Annotated in this window: 6 protein-coding genes; all 6 read right to left on the minus strand. The window is 65.3% G+C overall.

Translation table 11 applies throughout. The features are described from left to right. Positions 1-884: class I SAM-dependent methyltransferase (locus GTP69_RS30555; protein WP_161058390.1), on the minus strand; the 884-nt coding region annotated here is incomplete at its 3' end. After that, a complete protein-coding gene (locus GTP69_RS30560) occupies positions 881-2,101 on the minus strand; it encodes an ABC transporter ATP-binding protein (protein ID WP_161058391.1) in 1,221 nt (406 codons plus the stop codon). The genes GTP69_RS30555 and GTP69_RS30560, both read right to left, overlap by 4 nt. Next, the gene (locus GTP69_RS30565; RefSeq protein WP_161058392.1) at positions 2,101-2,904 is read right to left on the minus strand and encodes an ABC transporter permease; all 804 of its coding nucleotides are present in this window, start codon (positions 2,902-2,904) and stop codon (positions 2,101-2,103) included. The genes GTP69_RS30560 and GTP69_RS30565 overlap by 1 nt, the downstream gene beginning before the upstream one ends. A gap of 167 nt (positions 2,905-3,071) precedes the next feature. Beyond that, a complete protein-coding gene (locus GTP69_RS30570; RefSeq protein ID WP_161058393.1) occupies positions 3,072-3,848 on the minus strand; it encodes a Crp/Fnr family transcriptional regulator in 777 nt (258 codons plus the stop codon). A 75-nt stretch (positions 3,849-3,923) separates the two neighbouring features. Further along, positions 3,924-5,192, minus strand: coding sequence for a tetratricopeptide repeat protein (locus tag GTP69_RS30575; RefSeq protein ID WP_161058394.1), 1,269 nt, complete (start codon positions 5,190-5,192; stop codon positions 3,924-3,926). After that, positions 5,180-5,467 (minus strand): adenylate/guanylate cyclase domain-containing protein (locus GTP69_RS30580; RefSeq protein WP_161058395.1); only part of this gene is annotated, 288 nt, incomplete at its 5' end. The genes GTP69_RS30580 and GTP69_RS30575, both read right to left, overlap by 13 nt.

The raw sequence follows: 5,467 nt of genomic DNA on the forward strand, positions 1-5,467 counted from the left end.
GCCAGCTGGGCGTGTGCGCCGGCCTGCGCCGACAGCTCGGCCGCCGTCGCTGCGTGGCGCTGGTTGAGCGCCACCACTTCGTCGGCCTGGTGCGCCAGGCCTTGGTGCAACTCGGCCAGGCGGGCGGCGCCGGTGGCTTCGTAGCGCTGCGCCAGATCACCCAGCGCATAGCCGTAATCGCCTGCCCAGGCGGCCTCGAAGGCTGCCAGCACGGCTGCCGGCGCGGCCTTTTGGGCGACGATGGCATAGTCGGGGCTGACGTTTTCCAGTACGTCGATCAGCGTGGTCTGGTGTTCCGGCTGGTGCAGCGCGGCTGGTTCCTGCAGGCGCACGGTGCGCTGGCGCGCGTAGCCGGCGTAGTCTGCCAGGAAACCGAGCAGCATCGGCGGCAGCGGCTTTTCATGCGAAGGATCGAGGTAGAAGCTGGTGGCGCCGACGCTGAGGTTTTCCGGATTCGGCGTCTCCATGATCAGCAGACCGCCCGGTTGTAGCACGCGCAGCGCTTCGCCGATCAGTGCTTGCAGCACCTCGAACGGCACGTGCTCGACCAGGTGAAAAGCCGACACCAGCGCCAGGCTGTCGGCGGCACAGGCGCGCAAGGCCGCCACCGCGTCGGTCAGTTCGACCTGCAGGCCGCGCTCTTCGCAGGCGGCCAGCATGCCCGCATCGAGATCCACGCCGCGCGCCTGAAAGCCCTGTTCGCCCAGCAGTTCCAGCCATTCGCCGCGGCCGCAGCCGAGGTCCAGCGCGCGCGGCGCGCGGCCGGCCGACAGTGCGTTCAAGCCATCCAGGAACGGCGTGTAAGCACGCAGGCGCTGCTTGATCACGTCGCGGTCGCCGCGATAGCGGTCCTCGAAGGCGCGGTAAAAGGTGGCGGCGCTCATCGGCTGATCTCGACCTGCGGTTCCAGCCAGCTGCTGCCGACGAATTCTTTGCGGTTCATATTCATCACGATAAACAGCAGCGCCAGGTCGCGCCACTCGTAATTGTTGGCCAAATGGGTTTCATTGCTGGTCAGCGCGGTGGTCACCGAATAGCTGCCTGGTCCCAGGTTGAGCGGGAAGCGGAAGCGGAACTCGATCTGCTCGCCTGCCTTGACCTGCTCCAGCGCCTGTTCCATGTGATGGGTGTTGGTGCCGTAGATCGGCTGGCCCAGGCGGTCCTTGATCATATAGCCGAGCACCAGCCGCGGCAGGTCGGCGTTGACCTGCACCCGCACCCGCAGCTGCACTGCGGCGCCGACGTTGACCACTTCCACCGGCGCGCCGCTGTCGTCAATCAGGGCGATCTCGGTCACGGTCGCCTCGCGGCTGCCGGAGGTGGTCTGCACCCGTCCGCTCTCGGTCACGCTTTGCTCGATGGTGCTGCCCTCGCGCTCGGCGATGATGGCGTTGTAGTAGTCCATCACGTCTTCCGGCGCGCCCTGGTGTGCCAGGCGGCCGCCGTCCAGCAGGATGGCGCGGTCGCAGATCGACTGGATGGCGCCGCGGTCGTGGCTGACGATCAGCAGGGTGGTGCCCTGCTGGCGGAATTCGCGGATGCGGTCGAAGCTCTTGTGCTGGAAATAGGCGTCGCCCACCGACAGCGCTTCGTCGACGATCAGCACGTCGGGCCGCTTGACAGTGGCCACGCTGAACGCCAGGCGCATTTGCATGCCGGAGGAGTACACGCGCACCGGCTGGTCGATGTACTCGCCGATGTCGGCAAACGCTTCGATCTGCGGCATCATGGCGCTGATTTCATCGACCGTCAGGCCGATCAGCTGGCCGGCCATATAGGCGTTCTGGCGGCCGGTGAAATCGGGGTGGAAGCCCATGCCCAGCTCCAGCAGCGCGGCCACGCGGCCGGTGATGGTGACGCTGCCGGTGGTCGGCTGGGTGGTGCCGGTGATCAGCTTGAGCAGGGTGCTCTTGCCGGCGCCGTTGACGCCGATGATGCCCACCGCCTCGCCGGGCGCCAGCTGGAAGCTGATGTCGTTGATGACCCATTTGAGCTGGTGGCGCGGGCCGCGGAACGGCAGCAGCCATTCACCCAGCCGGCTCCAGCGGTTGCCATACTGCTTGTAGGCCTTGCCCAGTTGTTTGACGAGAATCGCGCCCATTACAGTTCATCCACCATTTCACCCGCGCGTTTGCGGAACAGGCGCAGGCCCAGCGCGCAGCAGGCCAGGCCCAGCAGGGTAATCGGCCACAGGCTGGCCCACTCCGGCCACTGGCCGTGCAGCAGGATGGTCTGGTAAGCGTGCATCAGCGCCGCCATCGGATTGAACACCAGCCAGCCGCGCACCGCCTCGGGCAGCGTGGTCAGCGGGTAGACGATGGGCGTGAACCAAAACCAGAATTGCAGCAGGATGGTGAAGAACTGGCCGACATCGCGGAAGAATACGTTCAGCACCCCCAGTATCATGCCCAGGCCGATGGCGAACAGGATTTCGATCAGCAGCAGCGGCAGCAGGCCGACAAAGGTCCAGCCGGGAAAATTGCCGGTGGCCAGCAGGAAGACCGTGAACAGACCGAAGATGATGATGAAATTGACGCCGGCGTTGAGCACCACGATGATCGGCAGGCAGATGCGCGGGAACTGCAGTTTCTTGATGAGGTTGGCGTTCTCGAGGAACACCGACTGGCTGCGCCCGGTGATCTCGGCAAACAGCGCCCAGGTCAGGGTGCCGGCGCACAGGTAGATGCTGTAGGCATAGGTCTGGGTGGCGGCGGCGCCAGCCAGGCGCGAGCCCATCACCTGCGAGAAAATCACCGTGTAGACCACGATCATGGCCAGGGGATTGAGCACGGTCCAGGCGGCGCCGAACAGGGAGTTGCGATACTTGGACTGGAATTCGCGCTGGACGCTGCCGAGAATGAAGCCGCGGTAGCGCCAGATGCCTTGCAGCAGAGCGGCCGCCATGCTCAGGCTCCAGCGCCGTGCACACGCACGGCAGGGACGAACGGTGGGAAATTCATGGTGCGGCGTAGGCGGCGGGGCAGGGGCCGCAGAGTTAAACAAGCCGGCGATTATAGCATAGGGGGCAGGGTTGAAATAAATACAATTTGTAACCAAGTTTGACTTGTCGCTCAGCCCTGCACCAGTTTTTGCAGCTCCTCCGGCTTGATGATGATGAGCCGGTGCTGGCCCTTCTTGACAATACCCTGCTGGGTCAGCGCCAGCAGGGTACGGGTCACGGTCTCGCGGCTGGTGTTGATCATGTTGGCGATATCCTGGTGGGTCGGCAGGTTTTCCACCACGTCACCGTCGTCCTTCTTTTCCTTGAGGAGGTCGAGGAAGGTGTAAATGCGCTTGGCCGTGTTGTGGATGCTGAGCAGCGCGCGGAATTCCGAGTCGCGCTGCAACTTGTCGGCCAGGAAGCGCAGCATCTGGTTGGCCACCGACGGCGAGTGCGAGAACAGGTGCAGGGCGGTGTTGCGCGGCAGGAGCGCGACCAGTACCGGCGTCAGCGCGACCACCGAGGCCGAGCGCATGCTGCCGTTAATCACGGCAATTTCGCCGAAAAAGTCGCCCGGCGCCAGCATCCGCAGACCGATGGCGCGGCCATCTTCGGTGATGTCGATCACCTGCAGCTGCCCCTGCAGCAGGAACAGCAGGCTGTCGCCGGCCGCACCTTTTTGCAACACCACCTCGCGCTTGGCGTAGTGGCGGATGCGCAGGTCGGCCTTGACACGCGCCATTTCTTCGTTGCTCAGTTCGGCCAGCAGGGGAATCTTGCGCAGGTGAATTTGCAGATTGACGCCGGGTTCCACCGCCACGTCCGCCAGCGACGTTTGTGCGTGCTCAGCCGGCGGCGGCGCGGCGTCGGCGGGCAGGGGGGCGGGCTGGTCAGGCGGCGTGCTCATACCTGGTTCCGGCGGGATGGTGGCGGTCGGTGCATCTTCAAACGGTGTGGCGCGGGATAAACTTGCCTGGCTTGCCTAGAAATTATCCCAGCGCCAGCTGAGCTGGATCGAACGGCTATTATATTGAAATAGCGAGATATTTTCCCGATTTCTTATGGCGCGCCATTCCAGCTGCAAGATGTGGTGCGGCGCCACCGTCAGTTGCAGGGCGGCGCGCAACTGCTGGGTGTCCTGGTGGCGCACGATTTCGATCTGGTCCGGGGCATAGATGGCGGTGTTGCGCCAAACCTGGCGGCTGTAGGCCAGGTCGCCGCGCAGATTGGCGCGCAATTGCTGGCTCATTTGCACGGTGCCATACCAGCCGTTGCGGTCGCCGCCCAGCCGGTCGGCCTGGCCGCGATCGGTCATCGCGCTCAGTGAGGCGGACACCTGCTGCGCGCCCTGCCAGTAAACACTGCTGCCCAGTTCCAGGATATTCGAGTCGAAATGGACGCGGGTCGGATAGCTCACATGGCTCAGGCTGGCCAGCAACGACCATTGCATCGAGGCCGGCAGCCTGCGCGCCAGCGGCGGCGTGGCGCGCAGCTGCAACTGTTCCTGTCGCTGGTAGAGCTGGTGCTGCAGTTGCAACAGGCTCAGCGCGGCGGTGCCGTAGCCGCGCCAGTCGCCCCATTCCCACGGCCGTTCGTAGCCGAGCAGCAGCGAGGCGGTGTCCTGTTCGTGCACATGATCGTTCTCGCGCAGGCGCAGTTGCGCCAGCAGCAGCGAGCCGCTTTCATCCATCTGTTGCATATAGTCGACGCTGGCCGTGGTCTGGCGGTCGGCCTTGGGCAGGAAATCCGGCGACAATTCCCACTGCGTGGTGTCGCTGCCGGTGCCGGTGCTGAACAGATTGCTGCTGGCGCCCTGGTTGACATTGTTGTCGTAACCGCGTCCGAGCGACACTGCCCACAGCTTCCGCCAGCTGGGCTTGTTGTTGCAGCCGCTGTTGCGTTGCTTCAGGATCAGCTCCTGAATGCCGGGCGGCGGATTGAAGCGGGTTTCGATTTCGCGGAACAGCCGTTCCGCCTCGTCGGCGTGGCCCAGCATGCACTGGCTGAACGCCAGGTCCAGCCAGGCGCCGGCATGCTGCGGCTCATTTTCCAGGAAGCGCAGCAGCAGCGTATTGGCAAGTTCCGGCTGGCCGCCGTCCAGCGCGCGCAGCGCCTGGCGATACAGCTCCTCGTTCTGTACCGGCGCATAGGCGGGCGCGTCGTCCGCGGCCAGCGTCTGCGCGGCCAGCGGCACCGCCTGCCAGCACAGCAGCGCGGCCAGCGCCAGGCGGGCCAGCGTCAGGCAGCGCATGACAGTTCCTCCAGCGTGTACACCTGGATTGGGTTTTCCTTGCCGCGCAGCACACGCTCGCCCAGGTGCCGGAAGCGATGCCGGCTGGCATAGCCGACCGTGCCCTCGCCGATGATGATGTCGCACGGGTACTCGCGGGCGGCCTGCTCCAGGCGCGAGGCGGTGTTGACGCTGTCGCCCACCGCCGTGTAGATGCTGCGCAGGGCGGTGCCGAAGTCGCCGGCCATGGCCGGGCCGCTTTCGATGCCGATGCGCACCCGCAACGGCGGCGCGCC

Source organism: Duganella levis (genome assembly GCF_009857605.1).
Taxonomy (GTDB): domain Bacteria; phylum Pseudomonadota; class Gammaproteobacteria; order Burkholderiales; family Burkholderiaceae_D; genus Rugamonas; species Rugamonas levis.